The sequence below is a fragment of the Chromobacterium sp. Beijing genome (genome assembly GCF_021496765.1).
Taxonomy (GTDB): Bacteria; Pseudomonadota; Gammaproteobacteria; order Burkholderiales; family Chromobacteriaceae; genus Chromobacterium.
The window spans coordinates 83,008-109,164 of record NZ_CP053750.1; the positions used below are offsets into that span (position 1 = coordinate 83,008).

At 65.1% G+C, this 26,157-nt stretch carries 24 protein-coding genes and 1 pseudogene; 9 read left to right on the forward strand and 16 right to left on the reverse strand.

Annotated features, from left to right (window positions below; translation table 11 throughout):
• Nucleotides 1-145 precede the first annotated feature (145 nt).
• The 4 genes from HQN78_RS00470 to HQN78_RS00485 all read left to right on the forward strand — a co-directional run bounded on the left by HQN78_RS00470 (nt 146) and on the right by HQN78_RS00485 (nt 3,812).
• Nucleotides 146-409: a FeoA family protein gene (locus HQN78_RS00470; RefSeq protein WP_199225814.1), complete on the forward strand. Its 264-nt coding sequence runs from the start codon at nt 146-148 to the stop codon at nt 407-409.
• Complete coding sequence (gene feoB, locus HQN78_RS00475; RefSeq protein WP_235087292.1) at nt 406-2,178, forward strand: ferrous iron transport protein B; 1,773 nt, start codon at nt 406-408, stop codon at nt 2,176-2,178. Before HQN78_RS00470 ends, feoB begins: the two co-directional genes overlap by 4 nt.
• Nucleotides 2,179-2,266: 88 nt before the next feature.
• On the forward strand, nt 2,267-2,734 hold the full coding sequence (gene bfr / locus HQN78_RS00480; protein ID WP_043591049.1) for a bacterioferritin: 468 nt from the start codon (nt 2,267-2,269) through the stop codon (nt 2,732-2,734).
• Nucleotides 2,735-2,879: 145 nt separating this feature from the next.
• Nucleotides 2,880-3,812 carry a dihydroorotate oxidase gene (locus HQN78_RS00485; protein WP_235087295.1) on the forward strand — a complete coding sequence of 311 codons (933 nt, stop codon included), beginning with the start codon at nt 2,880-2,882 and terminating at the stop codon, nt 3,810-3,812.
• A 36-nt stretch (nt 3,813-3,848) separates the two neighbouring features.
• Here the strand turns inward: HQN78_RS00485 and ettA are convergent, their stop codons facing one another.
• The 8 genes from ettA to gpmI form a co-directional block, all read right to left on the reverse strand.
• The gene (gene ettA, locus HQN78_RS00490; protein ID WP_107798490.1) at nt 3,849-5,516 is read right to left on the reverse strand and encodes an energy-dependent translational throttle protein EttA; all 1,668 of its coding nucleotides are present in this window, start codon (nt 5,514-5,516) and stop codon (nt 3,849-3,851) included.
• A 218-nt stretch (nt 5,517-5,734) separates the two neighbouring features.
• Nucleotides 5,735-6,214: a DUF456 domain-containing protein gene (locus HQN78_RS00495; RefSeq protein ID WP_019100492.1), complete on the reverse strand. Its 480-nt coding sequence runs from the start codon at nt 6,212-6,214 to the stop codon at nt 5,735-5,737.
• Between the two features lie 49 nt (nt 6,215-6,263).
• Nucleotides 6,264-8,321: a polyphosphate kinase 1 gene (gene ppk1, locus HQN78_RS00500; RefSeq protein ID WP_227104447.1), complete on the reverse strand. Its 2,058-nt coding sequence runs from the start codon at nt 8,319-8,321 to the stop codon at nt 6,264-6,266.
• Between the two features lie 71 nt (nt 8,322-8,392).
• On the reverse strand, nt 8,393-8,665 hold the full coding sequence (locus tag HQN78_RS00505; protein ID WP_048409108.1) for an oxidative damage protection protein: 273 nt from the start codon (nt 8,663-8,665) through the stop codon (nt 8,393-8,395).
• A gap of 87 nt (nt 8,666-8,752) precedes the next feature.
• Nucleotides 8,753-9,982 carry an amino-acid N-acetyltransferase gene (gene argA / locus HQN78_RS00510; protein ID WP_235087297.1) on the reverse strand — a complete coding sequence of 410 codons (1,230 nt, stop codon included), beginning with the start codon at nt 9,980-9,982 and terminating at the stop codon, nt 8,753-8,755.
• Nucleotides 9,983-10,244: 262 nt separating this feature from the next.
• Entirely contained in the window at nt 10,245-11,642 is a 1,398-nt protein-coding gene (locus HQN78_RS00515) for a S41 family peptidase (protein ID WP_235087300.1), read from the reverse strand.
• Nucleotides 11,643-11,669: 27 nt separating this feature from the next.
• On the reverse strand, nt 11,670-12,998 hold the full coding sequence (locus HQN78_RS00520; RefSeq protein ID WP_107798494.1) for a murein hydrolase activator EnvC: 1,329 nt from the start codon (nt 12,996-12,998) through the stop codon (nt 11,670-11,672).
• A gap of 100 nt (nt 12,999-13,098) precedes the next feature.
• Nucleotides 13,099-14,622: a 2,3-bisphosphoglycerate-independent phosphoglycerate mutase gene (gene gpmI / locus HQN78_RS00525; RefSeq protein ID WP_107798495.1), complete on the reverse strand. Its 1,524-nt coding sequence runs from the start codon at nt 14,620-14,622 to the stop codon at nt 13,099-13,101.
• A 103-nt stretch (nt 14,623-14,725) separates the two neighbouring features.
• Here gpmI and HQN78_RS00530 point away from each other — a divergent pair, with 103 nt between their 5' ends.
• A complete protein-coding gene (locus tag HQN78_RS00530; protein WP_019100570.1) occupies nt 14,726-15,022 on the forward strand; it encodes a helix-turn-helix transcriptional regulator in 297 nt (98 codons plus the stop codon).
• A 125-nt stretch (nt 15,023-15,147) separates the two neighbouring features.
• On the opposite strand, the gene HQN78_RS00535 is transcribed toward HQN78_RS00530, so the two are convergent.
• The 3 genes from HQN78_RS00535 to HQN78_RS00545 all read right to left on the reverse strand — a co-directional run bounded on the left by HQN78_RS00535 (nt 15,148) and on the right by HQN78_RS00545 (nt 16,924).
• Nucleotides 15,148-15,378, reverse strand: a complete 231-nt coding sequence (locus HQN78_RS00535; RefSeq protein ID WP_199225815.1) for a hypothetical protein — start codon at nt 15,376-15,378, stop codon at nt 15,148-15,150.
• A 149-nt stretch (nt 15,379-15,527) separates the two neighbouring features.
• Nucleotides 15,528-16,400, reverse strand: a complete 873-nt coding sequence (gene ubiA, locus HQN78_RS00540) for a 4-hydroxybenzoate octaprenyltransferase (RefSeq protein WP_235087302.1) — start codon at nt 16,398-16,400, stop codon at nt 15,528-15,530.
• Complete coding sequence (locus HQN78_RS00545; RefSeq protein WP_227104441.1) at nt 16,397-16,924, reverse strand: chorismate lyase; 528 nt, start codon at nt 16,922-16,924, stop codon at nt 16,397-16,399. The genes ubiA and HQN78_RS00545 overlap by 4 nt, the downstream gene beginning before the upstream one ends.
• Before the next feature lie 133 nt (nt 16,925-17,057).
• Between HQN78_RS00545 and HQN78_RS00550 the strand changes: the two genes are divergently transcribed.
• The 3 genes from HQN78_RS00550 to HQN78_RS00560 all read left to right on the forward strand — a co-directional run bounded on the left by HQN78_RS00550 (nt 17,058) and on the right by HQN78_RS00560 (nt 18,693).
• Complete coding sequence (locus tag HQN78_RS00550) at nt 17,058-17,414, forward strand: CidA/LrgA family protein (RefSeq protein ID WP_107798498.1); 357 nt, start codon at nt 17,058-17,060, stop codon at nt 17,412-17,414.
• The gene (locus HQN78_RS00555) at nt 17,407-18,123 is read left to right on the forward strand and encodes an LrgB family protein (protein WP_235087306.1); all 717 of its coding nucleotides are present in this window, start codon (nt 17,407-17,409) and stop codon (nt 18,121-18,123) included. The genes HQN78_RS00550 and HQN78_RS00555 overlap by 8 nt, the downstream gene beginning before the upstream one ends.
• A 111-nt stretch (nt 18,124-18,234) precedes the next feature.
• Complete coding sequence (locus HQN78_RS00560) at nt 18,235-18,693, forward strand: histidine phosphatase family protein (RefSeq protein ID WP_107798500.1); 459 nt, start codon at nt 18,235-18,237, stop codon at nt 18,691-18,693.
• Between the two features lie 64 nt (nt 18,694-18,757).
• Here the strand turns inward: HQN78_RS00560 and metE are convergent, their stop codons facing one another.
• A complete protein-coding gene (gene metE, locus HQN78_RS00565) occupies nt 18,758-21,130 on the reverse strand; it encodes a 5-methyltetrahydropteroyltriglutamate--homocysteine S-methyltransferase (RefSeq protein ID WP_370646585.1) in 2,373 nt (790 codons plus the stop codon).
• 11 nt (nt 21,131-21,141) lie between these two features.
• On the opposite strand from metE, the pseudogene HQN78_RS00570 reads away from it, so the two are divergent.
• Nucleotides 21,142-22,073: pseudogene (locus HQN78_RS00570) on the forward strand (LysR family transcriptional regulator).
• 114 nt (nt 22,074-22,187) lie between these two features.
• Here HQN78_RS00570 and HQN78_RS00575 read toward each other — a convergent pair.
• From HQN78_RS00575 to HQN78_RS00590, 4 genes are all read right to left on the reverse strand, one after another.
• Complete coding sequence (locus tag HQN78_RS00575) at nt 22,188-22,928, reverse strand: ABC transporter substrate-binding protein (protein WP_235087310.1); 741 nt, start codon at nt 22,926-22,928, stop codon at nt 22,188-22,190.
• Nucleotides 22,929-22,957: 29 nt separating this feature from the next.
• A complete protein-coding gene (gene ntrC / locus HQN78_RS00580) occupies nt 22,958-24,415 on the reverse strand; it encodes a nitrogen regulation protein NR(I) (protein WP_107801688.1) in 1,458 nt (485 codons plus the stop codon).
• A gap of 72 nt (nt 24,416-24,487) precedes the next feature.
• Entirely contained in the window at nt 24,488-25,540 is a 1,053-nt protein-coding gene (gene glnL / locus HQN78_RS00585) for a nitrogen regulation protein NR(II) (RefSeq protein ID WP_107798503.1), read from the reverse strand.
• Between the two features lie 122 nt (nt 25,541-25,662).
• A complete protein-coding gene (locus HQN78_RS00590) occupies nt 25,663-26,145 on the reverse strand; it encodes a DUF4124 domain-containing protein (RefSeq protein ID WP_107798504.1) in 483 nt (160 codons plus the stop codon).
• Nucleotides 26,146-26,157: the final 12 nt, after the last annotated feature.

Sequence of the window (26,157 nt, forward strand, 5' to 3'; positions counted from 1 at the left end):
GTCCGCGATTTTAACCGCAAGCGCAGTGGCCGGCTATCGATAATCCATCGTCGATCCGGATAGGACAATGCTATTGATGCAGGTCAAGCAGGGCGGGAATTGCCGCGGTTTGCCGATATTCGACGGGGTTCGGCTGGATATACTAATGCAAACCATTCTCGTTCTTGATCGGATCATCATGTTGACTTTGGATGCATTCCCCGCCGGACGCCACGGCGTGGTCGACAGCCTGGAGCTGGCCGAAGAGGCCATGCGCCGCGTCGCCGCCTTTGGCCTGGAGCCGGGCTGCCGGTTTTATCTGCGTCGGGCGGCGCCCTTGGGCGGGCCATTATTGCTGGACGTCGGCGCCACGCGCTTCCTGCTGCGCCGCAGCCTGGCGCGCCTCATCGTGGCGAGGGTGGCGGTATGAAGCGTTTCGCCCTGATCGGCCTGCCCAATACCGGCAAGTCCACCTTGTTCAACCGTCTGACCGGCATGTCGCAGCGCGTCGGCAACTGGCCGGGCCTGACCATAGAGTTGAGCAGCGCGCGCCTGTTGCTGGGCGGCCACATGGTGGAGTTGGTGGATTTGCCCGGCGTCAATGATTTGACCGGCTATTCCGACGACGAGGCGGTGGTGCGCGACGTGCTGCTGGCCAGCGCCTTCGACGGCGCCGTCCTGGTGCTCAACGCCAGCCAGCTGGACCGGCAACTGCCGCTGGCCTTGCAGGTGCTGGCCAGCGGCCTCAACTGCCTGGTGGTGCTGAATATGGCCGACGAGGCCAAGGCCCTGGGCGTGAGCCTGGATGTGGAGCGCTTGTCGGAGCGCCTGGGCGCGCCGGTGTTTCTGGCCTCGGCCCGGCATATGCAGGGCTGGCCGCCGCTGATGGCGGGCTTGAACCGGCTGGCCAACGACGGCGGCCCGGCGACGCGCGCCAGGCTGGACGCGGTGCCGGACACCCGGGAGGCGATGGCGGAGGCCAAGCGGCGGCTGGCGGGCTGCTGGGCCTTGCCGCCCGTGCTGCCGGCGGGGCTGACGGAGAAGATGGACCATTGGCTGATGCATCCATGGCTGGGTCTGCCGCTGTTCTTCGCGCTGATGGCGCTGCTGTTCAATCTGACGTATCAGATCGGCACCCCATTGCAGGAGCTGGCCGGCGCCGGTCTGGACTGGATCAAGGAGCAGGCGCTGACGCCCTTGCTCGCGCCCTTGCCCGAGATTGTGCAGAGCCTGGCGCTGGACGGGATCTGGCAGGGGGTGTCGACGGTGCTGACCTTCGCGCCCATTTTGCTGGTGTTTTTCGTATTGATGGCGATGGTGGAGGATTCCGGCTACCTGGCGCGCGCCGCCTATCTGACCGACGCCTTCATGGCGCGGCTGGGGCTGGACGGCCGCGGCTTCGTGATGCAGCTGATGGGCTTTGGCTGCAATGTGCCGGCCATCATGGGCACTCGGGTGATGCGCGAGCGCAAGCAGCGGCTGCTGACCATGCTGGTAATCCCGTTTTCGCTGTGTTCGGCGCGTTTGCAGGTGGTGGTGTTCTTCGCCGGGCTGTTGTTCACGCCGACGCAGGCGCCGTGGGTGTTGATGGGGCTTTATCTGATGAGCTTCGCCGTCGCGGTGTTGACCGCCTGGGTGTTCAAGCGCCGTTACGCCGGCGGCGAGGCCTTCTTGCTGGAAGTGCCGCCGTACCGGCTGCCCGGCTTGAGCCATTTGCTGAGCCGGGCGGTGGGGGAGGTGCGGGCCTTTCTGCAACTGGCCTCCAGTTTCATCCTGTTGGGCGTGGTGCTGGTCTGGCTGCTGACCCATGTGCCGGCGGGCGAGGGCAAGACCCTGGCCGACGCTCTGGGCAGCCTGCTGGCCCCGGTGCTGGACCCGATAGGCATCCGCCACGAACTGGCGGCGGCCTTGCTGTTCGGCTTCATCGCCAAGGAAATCCTGCTGGGCAGCCTGGCGGTGATCTACGGGGTGCCGGAAGCCGGCCTGGGCGCGGCCTTGCTGCAACATCTGGATTGGCGCTCGGCGATGAGCTTCCTGATCTTCACCTTGATCTACGTGCCCTGCCTGTCCACGGTGGCGGCGATGTACCGCGAGTCGCGCAGCAAGGCCTACACCGCGATGTCGGTGGCGTGGTCGGTGGGACTGGCCTGGTTGTTGTCGTTCGCGTTTTATCAAGCCGGCGTGCAACTGTGGCCCTGAGGGCTTAGAATGAATGGTTCGCGAATTCCGTTCGCGCCGGCGGCGCGCCCGCCGGCGTTATTGAACTACAACAACAAGAGGTCGTTTTATGCAAGGTGATCCCAAAACCATCGAGTTGCTGAACGAACTGCTGGCGGAAGAACTGTCCGCCGCGGACCAGTATTTCATTCATGCCGAGATGTACAAGGACTTCGGTCTGCACAAGCTGTTCGAGCGCATCGATCACGAGCGCGAGGACGAGTTGTCGCACGCGCGGGTGCTGATCGCGCGCACCTTGTTCCTGCAAGGCAAGCCAAACGTGGCCAAGCGCGTGCCCATCGTGGTGGGCGAGAACGTGCGGGCGATGCTGGCCAGCGATCTGGAAGTGGAATACCGCGTCGGCAACTTGCTGAAAAAAGTGGTGGCCCACTGTGAGAGCGTGAAGGACTACGTGACGCGCCAGGAACTGATGGTGCTGCTGGAAGAGACCGAGAACGACCACGCCCACTGGCTGGAGCAGCAACTGCGCCTGATCGATATGGTGGGTGAGCAGAACTATATCCAGTCGCAAATGTAAGCTCCGGGGATTTCGGCGTTAAGACGCGGCCGCCTTCAGGGCGGCCGTTTGTTTTGCGGCGCCCGCGCCGGTTTTGACTTGGCGCAGCATGGCCGGCGAGGCTTGCGTCTATCATCGCCGGCAGATGAATTCGCCGGAGGGCGCGATGTCGCTGGATCTATCCGTTTCCTGGCTGGGCATGAAGATGGCCAGCCCCCTGTTCAACGCTTCCGGCGTCTATTGCCGCACGCGGGAGGAACTGGAGCAGGTGCGCCGCTCCGCCGCCGGCGCGGTGGTGACCAAGAGCTGCACGCTGGAGCCGCGCGCCGGCAATCCCGAGCCGCGTTATCGGCGCACCACGCTGGGCAGCATCAATTCCATGGGCCTGCCCAACGAGGGCTACCGCTATTACCTGGACTACGCCCAGGCTTACGACGACGCCAAGCCGCTGTTTCTGTCCGTGTCCGGCATGACGCTGGACGACACCCTGACCATCCTGACCGAACTGGCGGCGCTGAAGCTGCCCTGCCTGCCGGAGGTGAACCTGTCCTGCCCCAATCTGCCGGGCAAGCCGCAGCTGGGCTATGACTTCGCCGCCAGCGCCGAGGCTCTGGCGGCGATCAGCCGGGTGTACGCGCGACCGTTCGGCGTCAAGTTGCCGCCGTATTTCGATCCGGCGCACTTCGCCGCCATGGCCGCGGTGTTGAACGCCTTCCCGCTGCTGCGCTTCGTCACCTGCATCAACTCGGTGGGCAACGGCCTGGTGATCGATCTGGACAGCGAGTCCGCGGTGATCAAGCCCAAGGGCGGGCTGGGCGGCTTGGGCGGCGACTACGTGTTGCCGACGGCGCTGGCCAATGTGCGCGAGTTCGCCCTGCTGCTGGCCGACAAGCATGTGATAGGCTGCGGCGGGGTGAAGAGCGGGGCGGAGGCCTTCATGCACATCCTGGCCGGCGCCGCCGCGGTGCAGGTGGGCACCTGCCTGCACGAGGAGGGCGTCAGCGCCTTCGATCGCATCGAGGCGGAGCTGGCCGCCATCATGCAGGCCAAGGGTTACCAGCGGCTGGATGAGTTCCGCGGGCGCCTGAAGACGCTGTGAGCGCATGAAAAAAGCCCGGAGAACCCGGGCTTTGTTTTAGCGGCTGATCGGCTTGTAGCGGATGCGCTTGGGCTTGGCGGCTTCCTCGCCCAGGCGTTTCTTCTTGTCGGCTTCGTATTCCTGATAGTTGCCGTCGAAGAAGGTCCATTGCGATTCGCCTTCCGCCGCCAGGATGTGAGTGGCGATACGGTCCAGGAACCAGCGGTCGTGGGAGATCACGAACACGGTGCCGGCGTATTCCAGCAAGGCGTCTTCCAGCGCGCGCAGGGTTTCCACGTCCAGGTCGTTGGACGGTTCGTCCAGCAGCAGCACATTGCCGCCCTGGAGCAGGGTTTTGGCCAGGTGCAGGCGGCCGCGTTCGCCGCCGGAGAGCATGCCCACCTTCTTCTGCTGATCGGCGCCCTTGAAGTTGAAGCGGCCGAGGTAGGCGCGGCTGGACATCTCGAACTTGCCCACGGTGAGGATGTCGGCGCCGGCGGCCACGTCCTCGAACACGGTCTTGTCGCCGTCCAGGCCCTCGCGAGTCTGCTCGACAAAGGCCATCTGCACGGTCTGGCCGATCTTGACCTCGCCGCTGTCCGGCTGTTCCTTGCCGGCAATCATCTTGAACAGCGTCGATTTACCGGCGCCGTTGGGGCCGATGATGCCGACGATGGCGCCCGGCGGGGCCTTGAAGCTGAGATTGTCGATCAGCAGGCGGTCGCCGAAGCCCTTGGACACGCCGTTGAACTCGATCACCTCATTGCCCAGGCGCTCGGCCACCGGGATGAAGATTTCCTGGGTTTCGTTGCGCTTCTGGGTTTCGTAGCTGGACAGTTCCTCGAAGCGGGCCAGACGCGCCTTGGATTTGGCCTGGCGGCCTTTCGGGTTCTGGCGCACCCATTCCAGTTCCTGCTTCATCGCCTTCATGCGCGCGCCTTCGCTCTTGGATTCCTGCGCCAGGCGGGCTTCCTTCTGCTCCAGCCAGCTGGAGTAATTGCCTTTCCACGGGATGCCTTCGCCGCGGTCCAGTTCCAGAATCCATTCGGCGGCGTTGTCCAGGAAGTAGCGGTCGTGGGTGACGGCCACCACGGTGCCGGGGAAGCGCACCAGGAATTGCTCCAGCCATTCCACCGATTCCGCGTCCAGGTGGTTGGTGGGTTCGTCCAGCAGCAGCATGTCGGGCTTGGACAGCAGCAGCTTGCACAGCGCCACGCGGCGCTTCTCGCCGCCGGACAGCGGGGCGATCTTGGCGTCCCACGGCGGCAGGCGCAGCGCGTCGGCGGCGATTTCCAGCTGGTGTTCTACGTTGTCGTTGGCGCCGGCGGCGATGATGGCTTCCAGCTTGGCTTGTTCTTCGGCCAGCGCGTCGAAGTCGGCGTCCGGGTCGGCGTAGGCGGCGTAGACCTCTTCCAGGCGCTTTTGCGCGCCCATCACGTCGCCCATGCCGCTTTCCACTTCCTCGCGCACGGTTTTTTCAGGGTCCAGCTGCGGTTCCTGCGGCAGGTAGCCGATCTTGACGCCGGCCAGGTGCTGCACCTCGCCTTCGTATTCCTTGTCCGCGCCGGCCATGATGCGCAGCACGGTGGATTTACCGGCGCCGTTCAGGCCCAGCAGGCCGATCTTGGCGCCGGGGAAGAAGGACAGGGAGATGTCCTTGATGATCTGGCGCTTGGGCGGAACGATCTTGCTCACGCGGAGCATGGACATTACATATTGTGCCATCGGTATTCACGCTGGATTGAAGGGGATAAACCGGGATTCTACCAAATCCCCCGGTGTAGAGCCTGTTCAAAGTCTCGCGAGCAAGGGCGAGACAAGGCGAAAACGGCTGAAGAAGCGGAATGTACATACGGTACATGAGCATTCTGAAGCCGGTTTCAACGCCGTATCGCCGAAGCGCAGTAGACGTTGAATAGGTTCTTAGGTCAGCCGCGCGGTCGCTAGAACAGTAGCGCCAGCGCCGCCGTCGCCAGCATGGCGAAGGCGCAGGCCACCTTGGCCACCGCGCCGACGATGAAGCCGATAAAGGTGCCGATGCCGACCTTGCCGGCCTGGAAGGCGTCCTTGCGGGCGATGAACTCGCCGATGACGGCGCCGACCAGCGGGCCGAGCAGCACGCCGGCCAGGCCGAAGAACATGCCGACGATGCCGCCGATGAAGGCGCCCCACAGCGCCTGGCTGCTGGCGCCGCTAGCCTTGGCGCCCAGCAGGCCGGCGAAGAAGTCAATTACCAGGCCCAGCGCGGTGAGCAGGGCCATGATGATCAGGCTGATGGCGCCCAGGTGGTTGAAGTTGTCCAGCCAGGCGGCCAGCAGCAGGCCGCCGAACATCAGCGGCAGGCCGGGGATGATGGGCAGCATGGTGCCGGCCAGGCCGGCGACGATGAGCAGGGCGGCAAGACTGTAGCCGGCGATTTCCATGGTGGTCCTTGCGGGGGAACGCGCCCGCGGCCTGGCCGCGGGCCGGGTGTCAGCGGGTGTACTCTTCCAGCAATTGCAGTTGCGCGCAGTGCGGCTTGCCGCGGGAGCTGCGGCGTTTGTAGCTGCCGTCCGGCAGCATGTCCCAGGCGTTGACGTTGTCGTCCAGATAGAGACGCAGCGCTTCCTTGATCACCCGGCGCTTGAGTTTGACGTCGACGATGGGCACGCAGGTTTCGATGCGGCGGAAGAAGTTGCGGCCCATCCAGTCGGCGCTGGCGATCAGCAGGTCTTCCTTGCGGTCGTTGTGGAAGTAGAACACGCGCGGGTGTTCCAGGAAGCGGCCGACGATGGAGCGCACGACGATGTTGTCGGACAGCCCCGGCACGCCGGGCCGCAGCGCGCACACGCCGCGCACGATCAGCTGGATCTTGACCCCGGCCTGGCTGGCGCGGTACAGCGCGTGAATCACCTGGCTTTCCAGAAGGGCGTTCATCTTGGCGATGATCTGCGCCGGCTTGCCGGCCTGGGCGTGGGCGATTTCGCGGTCTATCGCCTCCATTACCATGCTGTGCAGGGTGAACGGGCTCTGGAACAGCAGCTTGAGCTGGCTGGCGCGGCCCAGGCCGGTCAGCTGCACGAAGATGTCGTTGACGTCGCTGGCGATCTGCTCATTGCAGGTCAGCAGGCCGAAATCGGTGTAGAGGCGGGCGGTGCGCGGGTGGTAGTTGCCGGTGCCCAGGTGCACGTAGCGGCGCAGGCCGTGTTCCTCGCGGCGCACCACCATCAGCATCTTGGCGTGCACTTTGTAGCCGATCACGCCGTAGACCACGTGGGCGCCGGCGTCTTCCAGCCGGCTGGCCCAGCCGATATTGGCTTCCTCGTCGAAGCGGGCCATCAATTCCACCACCACGGTCACCTGTTTGCCGGCGCGGGCGGCGGCGATCAGCGATTCCATCAGCACCGAGTCGGTGCCGGTGCGGTACACCGTCATCTTGATGGCCACCACGTGCGGATCGGACGCGGCCAGCGTCAGCATGTCTATCACCGGCTGGAAGCTCTGGAAGGGGTGATGCAGCAGGATGTCGCCTTTGCGGATGGCGTCGAACAGCGGCGTTTTCTTGCGCAGCATTTCCGGCAGCGTGGGGATGAAGGGCGTGAACTTCAGATCCGGCCGGTCCACCAGGTCCGGCACCTGCATCAGCCGCACCAGATTGACCGGGCCGTTGACGCGGTAGACGTCGCGCGGCTTGAGGTTGAACTGGGTCAGCAGGAATTCTTCCATGTGCGCCGGGCAGGTGTCGGCGATCTCCAGCCGCACCGCGTCGCCGAACTGGCGCTGGCGCAACTCGCCTTGCAAGGCGGTGCGCAGGTTTTTCACTTCCTCGTCTTCCACCGTCAGCTCGCTGTCGCGGGTGACGCGGAATTGGTAGCAGCCCTTGACCGCCATGCCGCTGAACAGCTCGTGCACGTGCGAGTGCAGGATGGAGGACAGGAAGACGAAGGTGTGGCGGTGGCCGTCGCTGACGTCCGCCGGCAGCTTGATCACGCGCGGCAGGATGCGCGGCGCCTGGACGATGGCGATGCCGGAGGCGCGGCCGAAGGCGTCGCGGCCTTCCAGCTCCACCGCGAAGTTCAAGGATTTGTTCAGCACCTTGGGGAAGGGGTGGGACGGGTCCAAACCTATCGGGGTCAGGATGGGCATCAGTTCGCGGAAGAAGAAATCCCGCACCCATTGCTGCTGAGCCGGGCTCCATTCATTGCGGCGCAGGAAGATGATGTTTTCCTCGCGCAGCGCCGGGAACAGCACTTCGCTCATCACCGCGTACTGGTCGCGCACCAATTGGTGCGCGGCGGTGGCCACCTTGGCCAGCGCCTGTTCCGGCGTGGAGCCGTCGGCCAGGATGCGCTCCGGGGTGGCCTCGGCGGTTTCCTGCAGCCAGGCCACGCGCACTTCGAAGAACTCGTCCATGTTGGAGGACACGATGCACAGGAATTTCAGCCGTTCCAGCAGCGGCAGGTTGGCGTCTTCCGCCTGGGCCAGCACGCGGCGGTTGAATTCGAGCAGGCCAAGTTCGCGGTTGATCAGCAGGTCTTGCGTGTGTGACATACGGGGTTCAAGCCAACAGTGGAGAGTTCAGGGAAAAACAAAGCCCTCGCTTGGAGGGCTGGGCATGGCGATTAGTTCTGCGGCGGAGTATAGCCGGCGGGAGCGTCGGCGCCGTCGCCGAAGAAATAGGCTTCCAGCTGCGCGGCCAGATACTGGCGGGCGCGGGCGTCGGCCAGGCTCAGGCGGTTTTCGTTGATCAGCATGGTCTGATAGCGCAGCCAGCCTTGCCAGGCTTCCTTGGACACGTTCTCAAACACTCGCTTGCCCAGTTCGCCCGGCAGCGGCGGGAAGTCGAGGGCCTCGGCTTCGCGGCCCAGCTTGACGCAATTGACGGTTCTGCTCATGGCGCAATCCTTAAAATATCGGAAAAAGGTTAATTCAATATTGTGTCACAGAGATGAAACGCTTCCAACCTCGACGCGGCCCTAGGCTTACAAGACCTTGACGAAAACCTTGGAGCGGCGCTGATAGTTGTAGAACTGCTGCCGCGCCAGCGGCAACGCGCTCTTGTCCGCCTCGGCGAAGCCGCGCTCGACAAACCAGTGCGCGGTCTGGGTGGTGAGCACGAACAGCGATTGCAGGCCCTGGGTGCGCGCCTGGTATTCCACATGTTTGAGCAGCATCTCGCCGAAGCCGCCGTCGCGCTTGTCCTGAGCCACCGCCAGGCAGGCCAGTTCGGCGGTGCCGGAGTCGGGGAAGGAGTGCATGGCCACGCAGCCGTAGATCTTGCCGTCGTGCTCCAGCACCGAGTATTCGCCGATCTCCACTTCCAGGTGTTCGCGGCTGCGCTTGACCAGCACGCCTTGTTCTTCCAGCGGCTGGATCAGGCCGATGATGTCGCCGATGTCTTCGATGCTGGCGTTGCGCACCCTCACCAGCGGATCGCGGGCGATCATGGTGCCGTTGCCGCCGCGGGTGAAGTGTTCCACCAGCAAGGCGCCGTCGGCGTGGCGGCTGATCAAGTGGGCGCGCGGAATGCCTTCGCGGGTGGCGCGGATGGCGTAGGGCAGGTAGGCGCTGACGTCTTCCTGCAGCCGGCCGGAGGCCAGCAGGTCCTCGGCCTGCTGCGCGGTCAGCGTGCTGATCAGTTCCTCGTCCAGCATCACGCCGCGTTGCTCGATCACGAAGATCAGCTTTTCCGCCTTCAGGGTGATGGCGACATGGGTGGCCAGCTCTTCCATGGTCAGGTTGAAGGCCTCGCCGGTCAGCGAGTAGCCGATGGGCGACAGTAGCACCAGTTCGCCGTGGTCTAGGCGGGCGCGGATGGCGGCGCCGTCGGCGCGGCGCACCTGGCCGGTGTATTGCATGTCCACGCCGTCCAGCACGCCCAGCGGCTGGGCGGTGACGAAGTTGCCGCCGGCCACGCGCAGATGGGCGCCGTGCATCGGCGAATTGGGCATGCCCATGGACAGCAGCGCTTCGATGTCGCAGCGGGTGGCGCCGGCCGCCTGCTTGACCACATCCATGGTGGCGGCGTCGGTGACGCGGCGGTCGCGGTGGAACAGGCGGGCGATGCCGTGTCGTTTCAGCAGGCCTTCGATCTGCGGGCGGATGCCGTGCACCAGCACGATGCGCACGCCCAGGCTGACCAAGAGGTTGATGTCCTGGGCCAGGCTGGCGAATTCGCCGTCCTGCAGGGTTTCTCCGCTGACGGCCAGCACGAAGGTCTTGCCGCGGTAGGCGTTGATATAGGGGCGGCTTCGCGAAAGGAAAGCACGAATTCGCGGGTAAGCATGGGGTCAGCGGCTCCGGCCGGAAAACTAGGGTTGAGCCGGATAGCGTAGCAGGAATGACGGTGTTTTGCAGGAGGACAATAGCGGGCGCGCATGAAAAACGCCCCTGGAAAAACCAGGGGCGCGCGATGGCTGCCGTCGCGGGATCAGCTGCCTTTTTTCTGCAGGATTTGCTGCACCTTGAGAATGTTCAGCGCCTGCGACAGCTGGTTGTCGTTCTTGGGGTTGGGATCGCGCGGACCGAACTGGCTCTTTTCTTCCGGCTTGGCCTTGTCCTTGCCGTCGTCCGGCTTGGCCGGGGCCGGCTGGGGGCCGGAGCGGGAGCCGGCTTGACGCTGCTCTTGGACGCCGGCTTGTCCTCGCCGTTGGGGTTGGCCAAGTGGTTTTCCAGATCGGCTTCGCGCACGCGGATGGCTTGTTCCGCCGCGGTCAGCGTGCCGTCCTCCACCACCACGTCGGGCACGATGCCCTTGGCCTGGATCGAGCGGCCGTTGGGCGTGAAGTAGCGCGCGGTGGTCAGCTTGATGCCGCCGGCGTTGCCCAGCGGCATGATGGATTGCACCGAGCCCTTGCCGAAGGTCTGGGTGCCCACCAGCACCGCGCGCTTGTGGTCTTGCAGCGCGCCGGCGACGATTTCCGACGCCGAGGCGGAGCCGCCGTTGACCAGCACCACCAGCGGCACGTTGCGGGCTTCCACCGGCAGCCGGGCCAGCGGGTCGCTGCCGTTGGGGCGAGCGTAGTTCTGCAGATTGGCGGTCAAGCGCATCTTGGCGTCGGGCGTGCGGCCTTCGGTGTAGACCACCAGCTGGTTCTTGGCGAGGAAGGCGGCGGATACGCCGACCGCGCCGTTGAGCAGTCCGCCCGGATCGTCGCGCAGGTCCAGCACCAGGCCTTTCAGCCCCTGCTTGTTTTCCTTGTAAAGCGCCTGCACGCCGGCGGCCAGGTCCTCGGAGGTGTGCTCCTGGAACTGGGTGATGCGCACATAGCCGAAGTCCGGCTCCAACAGCTTGTATTTGACGCTCTTGGTCTTGATCACTGCGCGCGCCAGCGTGAACACCAGCGGTTTGGTCTCGGTCTTGCGGGCGATGGTCAGCGTGACCTTGGTGCCCGGCTTGCCGCGCATTTTCTTCACCGCGTCGGTCAGGGACAGGCCGCGCACCGGGGTGTCGTCGATCTTGATGATCAGGTCGCCGCTCTTGATGCCCGCCTTCTGCGCCGGCGTGTCCTCGATAGGGGACACCACCTTGACCAGGCCGTCCTCGGCGCCGATCTCGATGCCCAGGCCGCCGAATTCACCCTGGGTGCCTTCCTTGAGTTCCTTGAAGGCCTCCGGGTCCATGTAGTCGGAGTGCGGGTCCAGACCGGTCAGCATGCCCTTGATGGCGGCGGTGATCAGCTTCTTGTCTTCCACCGGGTCGACGTAGTCCTGCTTGATGCGGCCAAACACTTCGGCGAAGGTGCGCAGCTCGCTCAGCGGCAGAGGGGATTCGCCCTTGTCGGCAAAGGCTTGCATGCTCAGCGTCAGCACGCCGCCGGCCATGGCGCCGGCCACTAGCCAGGCAATCTTCTTCATTCTTTGGCTGCTCATGTTTGTTATCTGTCTCCGTTGCCTGGCTTAGCGCGCCCAGGCTTGCGGGTTTAGGGGTCGTCCCATGTGTCGGATTTCAAAGTACAGGCCGGATTCGCCGCTGTCCAGTGTTCCTGTGTTGCCGATCGTGTCGCCGGCCTTGACGCTGCTGCCCACGGATTTGCCTATCACCGATAGTCCGGTATAGACCGTCATGTAATTGCCGCCGTGATCGACCAGAACGGCGTTGCCGAAACCGCGCAGTTGATCGGCGAACACCACGGTGCCGTCGGCCACGCTGCGCACCGGGGTGCCGTTGGCGGTCTGGATGAACAGGCCTTTCCAGCTGACGCCTTGCTGGCGCGGCTTGCCGAAGCGGCCGACCAATTGTCCGGCCACCGGCATTTTCATCCGCCCCTGCAGGCTGACGAAGGCGCGGCCGGCGGCGCTGTCGTCGGCCACGTCGGTGATGGCTTCCTCTTTCACCGTGACCGTCTGCTTGGCTTCCTCCGGCACCGGCTTGCCTTGTTTCTTGGCGTTTTCCGCCAGCTTGCGGCGGCGTTCGTTTTCCTTGCGCGCGGCTTCGCGGGCGGCGGCCAGCCTGGCCTTGCGTTCTTCCGCCGCCTTGCGCGCGATCTCGGCGCGGCGACGCTGGATTTCCTTGTTGATCTGGGCGATCAGGCCGGTCAGGCGTTTTTCGTTTTCCTGCAACTGGCTGAGTTTGCTCTGTCCCGTCTTGATCTCGCCGGTGACCTTGTTGAGTTCTTGCTGCTGGCTGGCCTTGTCCTGCTGCAGCGAGCTCTTTTCCTGGCTCTTGCGGTCCGACAGCGAGTTGAGCCGCGCCAGTTCCTGCTCCAGCTGGAAGGACAGCGCTTCCAACTCGTGCTGGTGGGTGATCAGCTGGGCCACCAATTGCTGTTGGGCGCGGGCGATGTGCTGATAGTAGGCGAGGTCGCGCGCGCTCTGATTGGGGTCGTTCGCGTTCATCATCAGCTTCATCGCGTCGTGCTGGCCGCTCTTGTACTGGCGCGCCAGCATCAGGGCCACGCGCTGGCGCACCGCGGCCAGGCTGTTGCGGCTGGCGTTGATCTGGGCGCGCAGCGCTTCGAGCTGCTGTTCCGAGCTGCTTTGTTTCTTTTCCAGCTTCACCAGCGCCTGGCTGGTCTGGCTAATGGCTTGTTCCGATTCCTTGATCGCCGATTGGGCTTCTTTTTGCACCGCCTGTTTCTGGGCGATGTCTTTTTTCAGGGTGTCGATTTCCTTGCGCACCGATTTGAGATCTTGCTGGTGCGGGGCGGTGGACAGCGCGGCGGAGGCCGGAGGCGCGGCGTGGCTGCTTCCGGCGATCAAGGCTGCCATCAGGACATAGGGTTTCATGGCCGGGAATATGCTTTCTGCTTGGGCCGCGGGCCGGACGCCCCGTCCTCGAGCGAGGGGTCCGGCTCCTTGACGCCGGCGGGGCCGGCGGCGGCGGGTCTTATTGGAGTTCGATCAGCGATTGACCGGTCATCTCCGCTGGTTGTTCCAGGCCCATCATCGCCAGCAGCGACGGCGCGATGTCGCGCAGCGAGCCGCCGGCGCGAATCCGGGCCGGACGGCCGACGTAGAGGAAGGGCACCGGGCTCAGCGTGTGCTGGGTGTGCGGCTGGTGATGCTCTGCGTCGTACATCTGCTCGCAGTTGCCGTGGTCGGCGGTGATCAGCACCTCGCCGCCGGCGGCGCGCATCGCCTCCACGCAGCGGCCGACGCAGCCGTCCAGCGCTTCCACCGCCTTGACCGCGGCGTCGAAGATGCCGCTGTGGCCCACCATGTCGCCGTTGGCGTAATTGCAGATGATGGCCTGATATTGGCCGGAGGCGATGGCGGCGACGATTTTGTCTGTGACTTCGCCTGCGTTCATTTCCGGCTGCAGGTCGTAAGTGGCCACCTTGGGCGATGGCACCAGGATGCGGTCTTCGCCGGGATAGACCTGCTCCTCGCCGCCGTTGAAGAAGTAGGTGACGTGCGGGTATTTCTCGGTTTCGGCGATGCGCAGCTGTTTCAGGCCCTGGCTGGCCAGGTATTCGCCGAAGCCGTTGCTGATTTTCTGCGGCGGATAGGCGATGGACAGGCGGCTGTAGGCTTCGCCGTAGGAGGTCAGGGTGACGAAGTCGGCGAACTTGGGCTGGCGCGCCTTGAAGCCGTCGAAGGCCGGGTCGGTCAGCGCGCTGACCAATTGGCGCGCGCGGTCGGCGCGGAAATTCATGAACACCACGACGTCGCCGTCGCGCATCCGGGCGCTCTCGCCGATGGCGGTGGCCTTGACGAACTCGTCGTTCTCGTCGCGGGCGTAGGCCGCTTCCAGCGCTTCCAGGCCGTTGCGGGCGTGGAACAGGCCTTCGCCTTCCACCAGCAGCCGGTAAGCCGGCTCCAGGCGCTCCCAGCGTTTGTCGCGGTCCATCGCCCAGTAGCGGCCGGTCACGGACGCCAGGCGCGCGGCCGGGCATTCCGCCAGCACCGCGTCCAGCCGTTCCAGATAGGTCTTGGCGCTGCGCGGCGGTGTGTCGCGGCCGTCCAGGAAGGCGTGCACGTGGATGCGCGCGACGCCGGCGGCCTGGGCCGCGCGGATCAGCGAGTGAATGTGGTTTTCATGGCTGTGAACGCCGCCGTCGGACAGCAGGCCCATGATGTGTAGCGTCGCGTCCTTGGCTTTGGCGATGCCGGAGACCAGCGCGGGATTGGCGGCGAAGCGGCCGTCTTCGATGTCGCAGTCTATGCGGCTGATGTCCTGTTGCACCACGCGGCCGGCGCCGATGTTGAGGTGGCCCACTTCGGAATTGCCGAACTGGCCGGAGGGCAGGCCGACGAAGTTTTCCGAGGCGTTGATGGTGCCGTAGGGGAAGGTCTGGCGCAGACGGTTCCAATTAGGCATCGAGGCATGAAGAATTGCGTTGTCATCGCCTTCGGTGCGATGGCCAAAACCGTCGAGAATCAACAACAACACCGGTTTGATGGATTTCATGGCATTCACATTCTGAATATTAGAAAATCTTGATGGTATTGGATTTAGTGTAGTATTGTACCGCAGTCAGACTAAATAAAATGACTCTACAGGGAGAGAAGCCTTGCTGTTCAACGATGACCAGATCGAGCAGACCTCGAGGGCGATGAAGGCTATGTCGCACCCGCTGCGTTTGAAGATCATATCGGTGCTGGAAGACCAGGAAGTGAGCGTGCAGGATATAGTCGAGCAGGTGGGCACGTCGCAGAGCAATATTTCTCAGCATTTGGCCATTATGCGCGACAAGGGCGTGTTGCGCACGCGTAAGGACGCCAACCGCGTTTATTACCGCGTCGGCGACATCCGCACGCTGGAAGTCTTGAAGATGATGCGCGAGGTGTTCTGTGGCTTCGGCGAATAATTCTCCGCCCGGCTGACGCCCGCCGCCGGCCTCCGGCCGGCCTTTGATCGTACCCGGATATGAAAACGCCGCGGCGCATGGCGAGCCGCGGCGTTTTTGCGTCGGGCCCTCGGCCCGGCGATCAATTACTTGGCGGCGGAAGCCGCTTTGTGTTCAGCTTTCTTTCCCGAATGCTTGTGGCCGGATTTCTTGTGGTGCGCGGCGCCCGAAGCATGCTTCTTGTGGTGCTTTTTGCCGGCCTGCTTGTGTTCGGCCTTATGCTCCATTTTCTTTTCGGCGGCGGGCGCGGACGCCGGGGAGGCGGCCAGGGCGCTAGTGGCGAAAGCAGCGGCGATCAGAGCGGAAATCAGTTTCATGATATGTCCTTTCTTGTGTGAAGCCGGTGGTGCATGTCGGCTGCAATTCCAAATGGGTGGAATATGCCTTCTCTGGGATTGAACCCTTCTCGAAAAGTTCACAGGAATTCACAAAGTATCGCTGCGCCGCAAAATGATGACATTGGGTTTTACGGCAACCAGTAGCTGAGCGCCACGCCGACGAGGATGGCCGCGCCTACGCGATTATTGTCGAGAAAGGCTTTGAAGCAGGCGGCGCGGTCGCGTTCCCTGATGTCCTGATATTGCTTGGCCATCAAGACGACGGCCACGAGCAAGGACAGGTAAAAAGGCCAGGCCAGCGCCAGATGCAGGCCGATACCGGCCATCAGCGCGAGGAAGACGGCGTGGAACAGCATGATGGCCAGCACGTCGTAGTCGCCGAAGGTGATCGCCGAGGTCTTGATGCCGATCTTGAGATCGTCCGGCTTGTCGCTGATCGCGTAGGCGGTGTCGTAAGCCAGCGTCCAGCTGGCGTTGGCCAGCAAGAGCAGCCAGGCCAGCGCCGGCACCTCGCCGGTCTGGGCGGCGAAGGCCATCGGGATGCCGAAGGAGAAGGCCAGGCCCAGATAGGCTTGCGGCACCGGGAAGAAGCGCTTGGTGAACGGATAGCTGGCGGCGATGAACAGCGCCGGCACGCTCAAGAGCAGGGTCAGGCCGTTCAGCGGCAGGATCAGCAGCAGCGACAGCAAGGCCAGACCTGCTGCCAGCAGCAAGGCCTCCTTCTTGCCGACCGCGCCGCGGGCGAACGGCCGTTGCCGGGTGCGCGCCACGTGGCCGTCGAAGTCGCGGTCCGCGTAGTCGTTGATCACGCAGCCGGCCGAGCGCATCAGAAAGGTGCCGACGACGAAGATCAGCACGATCAGCGGGTCGGGCCGGCCCTGGCCGGCGATCAGCAGCGCCCACAGCGTAGGCCACAGCAGCAGGAAAGTGCCGATGGGTTTGTCCATGCGCATCAGTTGCATGTAAACCGTCAAACGTTCATTGAGGCGGGTGGCGTTCATCGCAGGAAATTCTCCAGCTCCGGCAAAAAGAGTTCGCAAACCAGCAAGGGCGCCTGCCGCAGCAGAAAGCGGCAGCGCCGCGCCGGGTAGCTGGCGTGCGGGCTGAGTCGGGCCGCCGGCGCGAACAGCGGATGATCGGCGGCGATGAGGCGGTAGCGCAGCGGGTCGCGGAGCAAATCGGGCAGACCGCCGAACAATGTCAGACCCAGCGAGCGGCTGCCGCGGTCTAGAATGGGCTGCCAGGCCGCGCAGTCCAGACGGGTGACGCTGCGGGCGAACACCACCGGGGTGTCGTCCAGGGTCAGCGCCACCTCGCGGGCCTGCAGCGGCGCGCCGGCGGCCAGGCCGAGCGGCTGCGCCTCGTCTTCCAGGCAGGCGTCGGGGCCTTGCCGCAGCACGCGCACGGCGAAGCGGCGGCCGGTGCTTTGCAGCCGTTCGGTCAGCGAGCCGGCTTCGGTGAGACAGGATTGCGCGGCGGCGGACAGCGCCGGCGGTTCCGGCAGCCAGATTGGAGGATTGGGCATGGCGCGCATTATGCCAAAGCCGGCGGGGGCTTGTCCCGCCCCTTCTGCGACGCGACGCGCGCCCATCTGTCTATCCCCAAGCGCAAGCCGGCGGATTATCATGGCGTCATCAAGGGGAAGGAGGAATGATCGCATGATGGAGACTGCGCTGTGGCTGCTGGGCTATCAATTGGCGGGGGAGGTCTTGTCGCGCGGTTTGGGCGTGCCGGTGCCGGGACCGGTTCTGGGCATGCTGCTGCTGTTCGTCACCTTGTGCGCCCGCCGCGGGGTGCCGGCGACGCTGCAGACCCATGCGCCGCGTTTTCTGGCGCATATGTCCTTGCTGTTCATCCCGGCCGGCGGCGCGGTGCTGGCGTATCAGGCCTTGCTGGCCGATTACGGCGCGCGCCTGGCGGCGGTGCTGGTCTTGTCGACCTTGATCACCTTGCTGGTGCCGGGGCTGGCCTTGCATTGGATGCTGGCGCGGCGGCGAGGAGGCGGGCATGACTAGCGTCGGCGTATTGTCCGCGCTGAGGGAGTCGCCGCTGACCGGGGTGTTCATCACGCTGCTGGCTTACCGGCTGGCCTTGGGGTTTAATCGCCGTTGCCGCGGCCATCCGCTGTCCAACCCGGTCTTGATCGGGGTGTTGCTGGTGCTGGGCTGGCTATTGCTGACGCGCACCGATTACCGGCAGTACATGCAGGGCGCGCAGTGGATACAGATGTTGCTGGGGCCGGCGACGGTGGCTTTGGCGGTGCCCTTGTACGGCAATCTGAGCCGGCTCAAGCGCGCGGCCGGGCCGCTGGCGCTGAGCATCGCCTTGGGCGGCGTCACCGGCGTCGTCAGCGCCGTGGGCCTGGGCTGGCTGTTCGGCTTGCCGCGCGAGGTTTTGCTGTCGCTGAGCACGCGGGCGGCGACCACGCCGATCGCGATGAGCGTGTCGCAAAGCATCGGCGGGGTGCCGGAGTTGGCGGCGATGTGCGTGATCCTGTCCGGCGTTTTCGGCGCGGTGGCGGCGCGGCCCTTGTTCAACGGTCTGCGCCTGCGCGACGATATGGCGCTGGGCGTGGCCGCCGGCATTTCCGCGCACGGGATTGGAACGGCGCGGGTGTTTCAGCTGTCGGAGACTGCGGGCGCCTTCGCCGGCCTGGCGATGGGCTTGAACGGGGTGCTCACCGCCTTGTTGGTGCCCTTGCTGCTGGCGCTGTTCCCGTTGTAGCGCGCCGGCGGTTTTCATTTCGCAGTCGCGCCAAGCCGCGCATCCCGCCCTGGGCGGGTGCCCGACTTGGCTCGCTTGTGCCGAATTAAAAATATTTGACGAGGGGTGTGTATGGATTTGATTTTGTGGCGCCACGCCGAGGCCGAGGACGGCTCCGATGATCTGGCTCGCGCGCTGACGCGGCGCGGACAGCAGCAGGCCAGCCAGATGGCGTCCTGGCTGCGGGTGCGCCTGCCGCGCGATTATCTGCTGCTGGCCTCGGAGGCCAAGCGTTCGCAGCAGACGGCGGCCTTGCTGGCGAAAAGCTTTCAGACCTTGCCGGCGCTGAACCCGACGGCGTCGCCGGAGGAGGTGCTGGAGGCGATAGGCTGGCCGGAGACGGACCGCACCGTGGTGCTGGTCGGCCATCAGCCCTATATCGGCTGGCTGGCGTCCAGCCTGTTGTCCGAGCAGCAGCAGTTGTGGAGCGTGAAGAAGGGCTCGATCTGGTGGTTGAGCCACCGCGAGCGCCACGGCATAGAGCAGACGCGTTTGAAGGCGATGATGACGCCGGGCATGTTGCAGCCTTGAGTCGGAACGAAAAAAGGCCCCTCGATCGAGGGGCCTTTTCTATTGTGCCGGCAGATTGAACGCTTCAAACGACGGCGTCGGCCTCCTGCGCCAGACGCCGGCGCAGCGTCTTGCTGACCTTGACCATGCTGGAGAGCGCGGCTTCCACCTCCGGCCAGCCGCGGGTTTTCAGGCCGCAATCGGGGTTGACCCACAGTTTTTCCGGCTCGATCACTTGCAGCGCCTTTTCCAGCAGCTGCTGGATTTCTGCTTCCGGCGGCACCCGCGGGCTGTGGATGTCGTAGACGCCGGGGCCGATGGCGTTGGGATAGCGGAAGTGGCCGAAGTCCTGCAACAGCTCCATGTCCGAACGCGAGGTTTCGATGGTGATCACATCGGCGTCCAGCGCGGCGATGGCCGGCAGGATGTCGCCGAACTCCGAATAGCACATATGGGTGTGGATCTGGGTGGCGTCGGCCACGCCGTGGCAAGACAGCCGGAACGCCTCGCCGGCCCAATCCAGATAGGCGGCGCGGTCGGCGCGCTTCAGCGGCAGGCCTTCGCGGATGGCCGGTTCGTCGATCTGGATCACGCGGATGCCGGCGGTCTCCAGGTCGCGCACCTCGTCGTTCAGCGCCAGGGCGATCTGGCGGCAGACTTCGCCGCGCGGCAGGTCGTCGCGGACAAAGCTCCATTGCAGGATGGTGACCGGGCCGGTCAGCATGCCCTTGACCGGACGCGGGGTCAGGCTTTGCGCGTACTCCGCCCATTCCACGGTCATTGCTTGCGGCCGCGCCACGTCGCCGAACAAAATGGGCGGCTTCACGCAGCGGCTGCCGTAGCTTTGCACCCAGCCGCCCGCGGTGAACACGAAGCCGGACAATTGCTCGCCGAAGTACTCCACCATATCGTTGCGTTCGGCCTCGCCGTGCACCAGCACGTCGATGTCCAAAGCCTCCTGACGGCGGATCGCCAGCTCGATTTCCTGCCGCATCGCCTGGCGGTAGGCGTCGGCGGACAGCTCGCCGCGTTTGAAGGCGGCGCGAGCGCCGCGGATGGAGGCCGTCTGCGGGAAGGAACCTATGGTGGTGGTGGGCAGCAGCGGCAGCTTCAGCCAAGCTTGCTGCGCGGCGGCGCGCGCCGGATAGGCGCTGTGGCGGCGGTCGGCGTCGGCCGGCAGCGTGGCCAGGCGCTGTTGGACTTCGGGGCGGTGGATCAGCGGGCTGGCGGCGCGCTGCTGACGGGCGTAGTCGCTGCCGGCCAGTTCGTTGGCGATGGCTTCGCGGCCTTGCTCCACGCCGCGTTTCAGCACTTTCAGCTCATTGAGTTTTTGCACCGCGAAGGCGAGCCAGGTTTTGACGTCGACGTCGAGCTGGGTTTCCGCGGCCAGGTCGAAGGGCGCGTGCAGCAGCGAGCAGCTGGGGGCGATCCACAGACGCTCGCCCAGATCGGCGGCCAAGGGTTGCAGGCTGGCCAGCACGCGGGACAGATCGGCGCGCCAGATATTGCGTCCGTCGATGACGCCGGCGGACAGTACCTTGTCCTGCGGCCAGCCGTCGGCGAAGGCCGCCAGTTGCAGCGGCGCGCGCACCAGGTCCAGGTGCAGGCCGGCCACCGGCAAGCGTTGCAGCAGCTCGGCGTGTTCGGCGACGCTGCCGAAGTAAGTCGCCAGCAGCAGGTTCAAGGAACTGCCCTGCAATTGCCGGTAGGCGGGTTCGAAGGCGGCCAGCCATTCCGGCGGCAGGTCCAGCGCCAGAATGGGCTCGTCGATCTGCACCCATTCCACCTTGGCCGCCGCCAGCGCGGCCAGCACGTCGCGATAAGCCTGCAGCAGGGCGGGCAGCAAGGACAGCCTGTCCAGGCCGGCGTGCTTGGCCTTGCCCAGCCACAGCAGCGACAGCGGTCCCAGCAGCACCGGCTTGGCGCGCAGGCCCAGGGCCTGGGCTTCGCGCACTTGCGCCAGCAGGCGCTCCGGCTGCGCCTGGAAGGCGGTGTCCTCATGCCATTCCGGCACCAGATAGTGGTAGTTGGTGTCGAACCATTTGGTCATTTCCAGCGCCGGCTGGCCGGCGTTGCCGCGCGCCAGTTGGAAATATTGCTCGGTGCTCAGCCGGGCGGCGTCGAAGCCGAAGCGCGGCGGAATAGCTCCCACCAGCAGCTGCGCGTCCAGCACGTGGTCGTACAGGGAGAAGTCGCCTACCGGGGACAGTTCCACGCCGGCGCCTTTTTGCAGCAGCCAGTGGCGCTGGCGCAGTTCGCGCGCGCCGCTCAGCAGCGCGGCTTCGTCGATTTCGTTTTTCCAGTAGTTTTCCAGCAGGGTCTTCAGTTCGCGCTTGGCGCCGATGCGGGGAAAGCCGAGCAGGTGCAGGGTGGTCATGGCGGACTCCTTGGTTCGTGATGTCCCTAGCATTGCGCAAGCTGTTGTATGATACAAACTCATTATTTTGCCAGTTAACATGAAATGAATTCATGATGAGCATTCTGGAGATCCGACATCTGCGCACCCTGCTGGCGCTGGCCGAAACCGGCAGCGTGTCTTTGGCGGCCAGCCGCCTGTTCCTGACCCAGTCCGCCTTGTCGCACCAGTTGAAACAATTGGAGCAGGGCTATGGCATGAGCTTGTTCGAGCGCAAGACCCAGCCGCTGCGCTTCACCGCCGCCGGCGAGCGGCTGCTGGCGCTGGCGCATGACCTGAACGCCCGGGTGGCGTCGGCGGAGCGCGATCTGGCGCGGCTGCGCCAGGGGAGGCCGGCGAGTTGCGGGTGGCGGTGGAGTGCCATACCTGCTTTGACTGGTTGATGCCGGCGATGGACGCATTCCGCCAGCATTGGCCGGGCGTTGAACTGGACATCGTGTCCGGCTTCCACACCGATCCGGTCAGCCTGCTACTGAGCCATCGCGCCGATCTGGCTATCGTGTCGGAGGCGGAGCCGCAGGCCGGCGTCGATTACCAGCCGCTGTTCGCTTATGAGATGGTGGGCATCGTGGCGCGGGATCACCCGCTGGCGAACAAGCGCTGCTGGCTGGCGGAGGACTTCGCCGGGGAAACGCTGATCCATTACCCGGTGCCGGACGAGATGCTGGATCTGGTGCGCAAGGTTTTGCGCCCGGCGGGCGTCAACCCGGCGCGGCGCAGCAGCGAGCTGACCATCGCCATCATCCAGCTGGTGGCCAGCCGCCGCGGGGTGGCGGCCTTGCCCTACTGGGCGGTCAAGCCCTATCTTGAGCGCGGCTATGTGGTGGCGCGGCCGATAGGCGAGAGCGGTTTGAGCAGCGAGTTGTACGCGGCGGTGCGCAGCGACGACGGCGGCCTCGCCTATATGCAGGATTTTCTGGTCACGGTGAGAGAGCAGAGCTTCGCCACCTTGCCGGGGCTGACGCCGCTGGGCGCGGCCGCCTGACTGGGAAGCGGTTTACGATCGGCTGCGCGCCGTCTGCGACATGCTCATGCGCCACGAGTAGATTCCGCTTTCTCCGCTGGTCTCGCCCTTGCTCACGAGACTGTGAACCGGCTCTTAGGGCAGGTCCAATTGCCGGCGCAGCGACGGCAATTGATTCCAGACGCAGCGCATGCGTTCCGGATGCGCCTGGCCGTAAGCCTTGCCGAACACCAGATAGCTGTTTTCGGTCTTCAGCGGCGGCAGCAGCTTTTTCATGCGCAGCTGCGAGTGTTGCGCCAGGTAAGCGTCGCCGCCGGGTTCGTGCATGGCGAAGGCGGCGATGCGGCCCGCCTGCAGCTTGGCGAAATTTTCTTCCAGATCGGCGCCGGCCTCGGTGGGAATCCGGCGGGCTTTCAATACGCGGATGACCGACCAGCCGCGATTGACGCCGACGCTGTCGTCCTCGGGCAGGTCCAGCCGGTGGCCGTCCCAACGCAGTGTTGAAGTTTGCGGAACGTAGAGCACGTAGGACAGCGCGGTCAGCCTCAGCCGGCTGTCCGCCAGCTCGCCGCGCATCGGATAGAGCATCTGCTTGGCGCGGTCAGTCTGGAAGGAGAGCATGGCGGCGGCGTCGGCCTGGTTCAGCGCCAGGCTGCGCAGCAGGCGTCGCGCCGGCAGCTGTTGGAACTGGGCGTGCAGGCCGCAGTGTTCCGCCGCTTGCCGGGCGAGGTCGATGACGGGGCCGGACAGTTGCGAGGAGGTCTGTTGGATGAAGGGCGCCGGTTCGGCGCTGCCGACGACGATGCGCAGGACGGGAGCGGCGTGGACCCACCCGCCGGCCAGCAGGGTGAGCAGCGCCAGCGCGGATTTGGACATGGGCGGGTCCTTGCGGAATGATCATGGATTCATTTTATGAGCCCGAGATCGGCCTTGTCATGGCTTTCATCGGCATGGGCCTCCAAACCCAGTTCCTGGATCTTGCGGGTCAGGGTGTTGCGGCCCCAGCCCAGCAGGTGGGCGGCCTCCACTTTGCGGCCGCCGGTATGGGTCAGGCCGCTGCGGATGCAGCTGGTTTCGAAGCGCCGGGTCAGCTCGTCGATGATGCCGGCCTCGCCGGCGCGCAGGCGGCGGCTGACCTCTTCGGCCAGCAGCTGCGGCCAGTCAAGCTGTCCCGCTTCCGCGCCGCCGGCATGGCGCGCGCCGGCGGCCGGGTCGCGCAGTTCCTGCGGCAGATCGGCCACTTCCACGGTCTGGCCGGGCGCCATCACGCTGATCCACTGGCACAGGTTTTCCAGTTCGCGGACATTGCCGGAGAACAGGCTGTGCTTGACCACGTCCATGGCGGCGTCGCTGAGCCGCTTGGGTTCCACGCCCAGCTGGGTGGCGCTCTTGGCCAGGAAGTGGCGGGCCAGCAGCGGGATGTCCTCGCGCCGTTCGCGCAGCGGCGGCAGCCGCAGGCGGATTACGTTCAGGCGGTGGTAGAGGTCTTCGCGGAACTGGCCGTCGCGCACGCGCTGTTCCAGGTTTTGATGCGTGGCGGCGATGACGCGGACATTGGCCTTGATCGGGGTGTGGCCGCCGACGCGGTAGAAGTGCCCGTCGGACAGCACGCGCAGCAGTCGGGTTTGCAGCTCGGTGGGCATGTCGCCGATCTCGTCCAGGAACAGGGTGCCGCCCTCGGCCTCCTCGAAGCGGCCGCGACGGGTGGCTTGCGCGCCGGTGAACGCGCCTTTTTCATGGCCGAACAGTTCCGACTCCAGCAAGTCTTTGGGAATGGCGGCGGTGTTCAGCGCGATGAAGGGTTTGCCCGCGCGCACCGAGTGGCGGTGCAGGGCCTCGGCCACGCGCTCCTTGCCGGTGCCGGATTCGCCGGTGATCAGCACGGTGACGTTGGACTGGGACAGCCGGCCGATGGCGCGGAACACGTCCTGCATCGCCGGCGCCTGGCCCAGCAGCACCGGCATCGCTTCCGGATGATCGCTGACCGCGATGTCCGGCCGGCTTTCCGCCAGCGCGCGCTCGATCAGCAGCACCGCCTGATCGACGTCGAAGGGTTTGGGCAGGTATTCGAAGGCGCCGCCCTGGAAGGCCGCCACCGCGGAATCCAGGTCGGAGTGCGCGGTCATGATGATGACGGGCAGCGTTGGGTGCTCGGACTTGACCTTGGATAGGAATTTCAGCCCGTCGGTGCCCGGCATGCGGATGTCCGAAATGATGACTTGCGGGGCGCGGTCGTAGAGCGCGTTCAGCGCGTCGTCGGCGCTGGCGAAGCTGTCGAAGCCGATGCCGGCGCGCCCCAGCGCCTTTTCCAGCACCCAGCGTATCGCCTTGTCGTCGTCAATAATCCATACCGCTTGGTTCATCGCGAAATCCTTGTGCTCGGCGCCGCCGGCGTGAGCGGGCGGCGGCAATGTGTTTGGGGTGGGCGGGTCCGCTCAATCCGTGGCGAAAGGCAAGGTCACGGTGAAGCAGGTCTGTCCCGGCCGGGAGTCGAATTCGATATTGCCGCCGTGCTGGTGGACGAAGGCCTGGGCCAGGGTCAGCCCCAGGCCGGTGCCTTCGGCGCGGCCGGTGACCAGCGGGTAGAAAATATGGTCCTTGATCTCGTCGGGGATGCCGGGACCGTCGTCGATGATCTGCAATTTCAATGCCAGGGTGTGGCGCTTGCGCGCCAGCGTCACCTGGCGCGCCACCCGGGTGCGCAGAATCAATTGGCCGCGGCCCTTCATCGCCTGAACGGCGTTCTTGACGATGTTGAGCGCCACCTGGATCAGCTGTTCCTTGTCGGCCACCAGCTGGGGCAGGCTGGTGTCGTAGTCGCGGCGAATCTGCAGGCCCTGCGGATATTCGGCCAGCGCGATGCTGCGCACGCGTTCCAGCACTTCGTGGATATTGATCTCGCCGCGCACATGGCTGCGGTGCGGCGCCAGCAGCCGGTCGACCAGCGATTGCAGCCGCAGCGCCTCCTCCTTGATCACCGCGGTGTATTCCTTCAGCTCCGGGCGGTCCAGCAACTCGTGCTCCAGCAATTGCGCCGCGCCGCGGATGCCGCCCAGCGGGTTCTTGATCTCATGCGCCAGGTTGCGGATCAGCTCCCGATTGGCCTGGTGTTGCAGCAGCAGCCGTTCCTCGTTGGCGATCTTCAACTGCTGATCCAGCGGCCGCAGTTCGATCAGCGCCAGTCCGCCGTCCGCGTCCACCGGCGCCACCGACAGCGCGATGTGCAGCGCCTGCTCGCTGTGCTGCGGGATCAGTTCCAGATCGTGCTCGATGAAGCTGGCGTTGTGGCGCAGCGCGGTGGACAGCGCCTGGCGCAGCGCCGGGCAGGGCTGGAACAGATCGAACAGGCTGTGGCGGCGCAGTTCGCGGCTGCCCAGCGCCAGCAGGTTCTCGCATGCGGGATTGACGAAATGCAGCGCGCCGTCGGCGTCGACGATCAGCACGGGGGTGTCCAGCAGTTCTAGTCCGGCAAAGCTGGTCGGCGGCATGGTGCGGTGTGTCCTGTAGGCTGAGGCGGAGGGCTTGCGCAGGCTGAGCAAAATTCGGGCCATGCCCGCGCGCCCGGGAATGGCCCATTTCTTTTCAGTATGCACCATGATGGTGCGTCAAACTAGTTCTGCCCCAGCTCGCGACGCAAGGCTTCCACGTTTTTCTGGCGGTCGGTGACTTCGTCCTGCAGCTTCTGCACCCGGTTCAGGTATTTCTGGTAATTGCGGGTTTCGTCGCCGTTGCGCGTGGCCTTGCCGTCGGTCAGCGCTTTTTCCGCCTCGCTCAGCGCTTTTTGCTCATTGGCGAGCTCCTGTTCCAGGATCTTGCGGCGGCCGTTGTCGCGCTGCTTCTGGGTGCCGGGATCGACGCTGGGGTAGCTGCCGGAGGGCTTGGCGTCTCCGTTGCCGCCGCTGCTATTGGCGGGGGAGGCGCTTTTCTTGTGCTGGCTGGGATAGGAGGAGAGCGGGTTGAGCCGGATCGCCTGCGCGCCGCGTATCGGCACATTGGTGAAAGTGACGTTGCCGTCTTTGTCCACGTACTTGTAAACGGTGGCGTGAGCGGAGGCGCTCAGCAACAGCAAGAGACAAAGCGATAGAGTTTTCATGGGCGGCGTGTC

Coding starts and splice junctions, on each gene's coding strand:
- HQN78_RS00470 (WP_199225814.1), top strand. CDS start 146: ATGCAAACCATTCTCGTTCTTGATCGGATCATCATGTTGACTTTGGAT.
- feoB (WP_235087292.1), top strand. CDS start 406: ATGAAGCGTTTCGCCCTGATCGGCCTGCCCAATACCGGCAAGTCCACC.
- bfr (WP_043591049.1), top strand. CDS start 2,267: ATGCAAGGTGATCCCAAAACCATCGAGTTGCTGAACGAACTGCTGGCG.
- HQN78_RS00485 (WP_235087295.1), top strand. CDS start 2,880: ATGTCGCTGGATCTATCCGTTTCCTGGCTGGGCATGAAGATGGCCAGC.
- ettA (WP_107798490.1), bottom strand. CDS start 5,516: ATGGCACAATATGTAATGTCCATGCTCCGCGTGAGCAAGATCGTTCCG.
- HQN78_RS00495 (WP_019100492.1), bottom strand. CDS start 6,214: ATGGAAATCGCCGGCTACAGTCTTGCCGCCCTGCTCATCGTCGCCGGC.
- ppk1 (WP_227104447.1), bottom strand. CDS start 8,321: ATGTCACACACGCAAGACCTGCTGATCAACCGCGAACTTGGCCTGCTC.
- HQN78_RS00505 (WP_048409108.1), bottom strand. CDS start 8,665: ATGAGCAGAACCGTCAATTGCGTCAAGCTGGGCCGCGAAGCCGAGGCC.
- HQN78_RS00515 (WP_235087300.1), bottom strand. CDS start 11,642: ATGAGCAGCCAAAGAATGAAGAAGATTGCCTGGCTAGTGGCCGGCGCC.
- HQN78_RS00520 (WP_107798494.1), bottom strand. CDS start 12,998: ATGAAACCCTATGTCCTGATGGCAGCCTTGATCGCCGGAAGCAGCCAC.
- gpmI (WP_107798495.1), bottom strand. CDS start 14,622: ATGAAATCCATCAAACCGGTGTTGTTGTTGATTCTCGACGGTTTTGGC.
- HQN78_RS00535 (WP_199225815.1), bottom strand. CDS start 15,378: ATGAAACTGATTTCCGCTCTGATCGCCGCTGCTTTCGCCACTAGCGCC.
- ubiA (WP_235087302.1), bottom strand. CDS start 16,400: ATGAACGCCACCCGCCTCAATGAACGTTTGACGGTTTACATGCAACTG.
- HQN78_RS00545 (WP_227104441.1), bottom strand. CDS start 16,924: ATGCCCAATCCTCCAATCTGGCTGCCGGAACCGCCGGCGCTGTCCGCC.
- HQN78_RS00550 (WP_107798498.1), top strand. CDS start 17,058: ATGATGGAGACTGCGCTGTGGCTGCTGGGCTATCAATTGGCGGGGGAG.
- HQN78_RS00555 (WP_235087306.1), top strand. CDS start 17,407: ATGACTAGCGTCGGCGTATTGTCCGCGCTGAGGGAGTCGCCGCTGACC.
- HQN78_RS00560 (WP_107798500.1), top strand. CDS start 18,235: ATGGATTTGATTTTGTGGCGCCACGCCGAGGCCGAGGACGGCTCCGAT.
- metE (WP_370646585.1), bottom strand. CDS start 21,130: ATGTTAACTGGCAAAATAATGAGTTTGTATCATACAACAGCTTGCGCA.
- HQN78_RS00575 (WP_235087310.1), bottom strand. CDS start 22,928: ATGTCCAAATCCGCGCTGGCGCTGCTCACCCTGCTGGCCGGCGGGTGG.
- ntrC (WP_107801688.1), bottom strand. CDS start 24,415: ATGAACCAAGCGGTATGGATTATTGACGACGACAAGGCGATACGCTGG.
- glnL (WP_107798503.1), bottom strand. CDS start 25,540: ATGCCGCCGACCAGCTTTGCCGGACTAGAACTGCTGGACACCCCCGTG.
- HQN78_RS00590 (WP_107798504.1), bottom strand. CDS start 26,145: ATGAAAACTCTATCGCTTTGTCTCTTGCTGTTGCTGAGCGCCTCCGCT.